General features: G+C 41.5%; 3 protein-coding genes. All 3 read left to right on the top strand.

Translation table 11 applies throughout. The features are described 5' to 3' along the window. Positions 1-635 precede the first annotated feature (635 nt). Entirely contained in the window at positions 636-1,226 is a 591-nt protein-coding gene (locus tag C1A09_RS16165) for a hypothetical protein (protein WP_008670455.1), read from the top strand. Then, positions 1,216-1,488, top strand: a complete 273-nt coding sequence (locus C1A09_RS16160; protein WP_007572069.1) for a hypothetical protein — start codon at positions 1,216-1,218, stop codon at positions 1,486-1,488. Before C1A09_RS16165 ends, C1A09_RS16160 begins: the two co-directional genes overlap by 11 nt. A gap of 355 nt (positions 1,489-1,843) precedes the next feature. After that, positions 1,844-2,914 (top strand): plasmid recombination protein (locus C1A09_RS16150; protein ID WP_101546192.1); only part of this gene is annotated, 1,071 nt, incomplete at its 3' end.

Raw genomic sequence — 2,914 nt, 5'->3', positions numbered from 1 at the left:
GGAATTGAAAAAAGAACTTGGTAAGATGAAAGACTTGTTCAATTCCGAACAACTGGAGGCTTTAAGGCATCATTTCCCAAACATATCAAAAGCTATGGAAGAGGGGAAAGACCTACTCAAGCAAATCACCAGAAGCAGAGGTTTCGGCATGGGTATGTAACCCCCCCCCCCCGCCCCCAAAGGGGGAGCGACCAAACGGCAGCTTCACTCAATGGAGTGTTACGCCGTTCGGGTTCGGAAGAAATTTTGCAGGGTTCGAAAAACGGTTGTGTGCTTATTCGAAAAAAAGTTTATGGTGTGGGCGCTCGTCGGGACGGGTGGTCCCGCCCCTTGCCGCTGGGCGCTCCCCGACCAATGATTTTTTAAGTAGTTGATTATATGCCGTTTTTAGGGTATAATAAGAACTTAAGAAATAGAATAAGTTAAGTAGTTGATACTCAATATAGGGTATTTTCCATATTGGAAAATCAGATTTTCCATATTAGAAAGTCACTCTTTCCTATTAGATGTTAAAAAGGAAAATATATTTTGCTTTTTTATTGTATTAATGGAAATTTAAATATTCCTTTGTGGAAAATCAAATTATACTTTTTCACCGATATATAGAAAGTCAAATTTGCCTAAATAGAATGTTTATGGAAAATAAGAAAGTACTCAAATTAACCGATTTTCAAAAAAACGAAGAAAACCCCTTTATGAAACAAGCAATTGAAGGGATTGAAAATCACGTTGTTAAGAAATACAAAAGTAGTACGGGAAGTGATAAAAAAGCTGTAGTTGCTGTTGCTGATACAGATACAGGAGAAGTATTCAAAACCTCGTTTATCCGACAAATAGAAGTAGATGAAGAGCAATTTGCAAAACTATACCTTGCGAATTTTGCCGCTTTTTTCAATCTATCACAATCAGCTATTCGGGTTTTCGGGTATATTCTAACTTGCATGAAGCCTAAGAATGATATGATAATTTTCGATAGGCGAAAATGCTTAGAATACACCCAATACAAATCAGACAAAGCCATATACAAAGGATTGGCAGAGCTCGTACAAAGTGAAATCATAGCAAGAGGTCCAAACGAATATAATTGGTTCATTAATCCGTTGATTGTCTTTAATGGGGATAGGGTTTCATTTACAAAAACATACGTTCGGAAAAAGACTTTAGCTGCCCAAAAGAAAGAAGAAGCAGAGAAACGACAGTTATCACTTGGTTTTGATGAACTGTAACACTCCATTGAGTGAAGCTGCCGTTTGGTCGCTCCCCCTTTGGGGGCGGGGGGGGATAGATAAAGTTCCTCTATGTAAAGTTATAATGGGGGATGAAAGGCAAGGTTCGCTAACCTTACCCCGATTGTTTATGCTTCCCAGCATTCAATCTATCCCCGTTTATGGGTTTCTCTTTCACCCTACAAAGATAACCTCATGGGGGAAAAATGTCCAAGAATATGGGGTAAAAACTATCAAGTCGGTAGAAAATAAGTATCTTTGAAGTACATTTTTAGTAGAGGTACTGGTATGCCTAGACGAAGCAGATAGGCAAAAATAAAGCCGCTGGGGATGTCGGATGTCCGTCAATTAACTCCAGCGGCTTGTATTTTGGTAACTCTCCCGTATCGGTCAGCTACCGTTTGGTCAGCAACAAAGGTAGTACTTTATTGTCGCAAATCCAAATGTTTTCCCCTTTATTTGTGCATTTACAAAACATTCACTAACTTCGCACCTATGCAGTATGGTGATAGCACACTAGCACCCTAAAGGGTACGTGTGTAAGGGGACAAGCCCCCTTAACCCCCTGTCAGCCGGCTGTCACCGGCTGTTATCGATTGTCACAAAAATGTTAACTTATGGGAGCAACAAGTATTCATGTACAAGCAGTGAAGCCGGGGAGCGAGATTCACAACTTTAGGGAAAAAGAGTTGGACTATGTTCGTCCGGAACTTAGTCATTTGAATGAAAGCTGGGTTGGAGATAGCATCTCCCATCGGCTGGAGAGTGCGAAACAGAGATATTTCGATACGGTTGGGCAGAAGATGCAGACTAAAGCAGCACCCATACGGGAGGGGGTAATAGTAATCAAGCAAGAAACCACCATGCAGGAACTCCAGCAATTCGCTGCGGTCTGCAAGGAACGTTTCGGTATTGAAGCGTTTCAAATCCATATACACAAGGACGAAGGATACATGAACGCAAAGCAATGGACACCTAACCTTCACGCCCATGTAGTTTTCGATTGGACGCAGCCGAACGGGAAGAGTGTGCGTTTATCGCGTGATGACATGGCAGAACTCCAAACCATAGCATCTGAAGCACTGGGCATGGAACGTGGTGTTTCTTCTGATCGCAAACACTTATCGGCTATGCAGTACAAGACCGAATGTGCGAAAGAACAGCTTCAGGAACTATCCAACGATATATCCAGTGCGTTAGACAAGCACAAGGACGTGCAAAACCAGCTTCTTCAGCTTCAGAAAGAACTACGTTCCATTGAAACAAAGAAAAACGTCCAAAAACTCATTTCTAAGGCTTCAGAGAAGTTTTACGGCTTGATAGGGAAAACGGTTAACGATAGGGAAAAAGATGCCTTAAAAGCCAAAATAAAGGCTTTAGAGGGGGAAAATGAACAGCTATCCGATAGACTGGGAAAGGCTATACTTGAAAAAGAGCGAAACGGCACAAAGGTATTCAAAGCCGAGAACGACAAGGAGTATTATAGACAGCAAATGGACAATGCAAGGACAACCAGTAACCGACTAAGAACGGAGAACCAAGAACTAAAGACCGAAACCAAGGAATTGAAAAAAGAACTTGGTAAGATGAAAGACTTGTTCAATTCCGAACAACTGGAGGCTTTAAGGCATCATTTCCCAAACATATCAAAAGCTATGGAAGAGGGGAAAGACCTACTCAAGCAAATC

It is taken from the genome of Bacteroides cutis (genome assembly GCF_900241005.1).
Lineage (GTDB): Bacteria > Bacteroidota > Bacteroidia > Bacteroidales > Bacteroidaceae > Bacteroides > Bacteroides cutis.
Note: the sequence above shows the minus strand (reverse complement) of the source record. Positions and strands in the feature narration are given on the sequence as shown.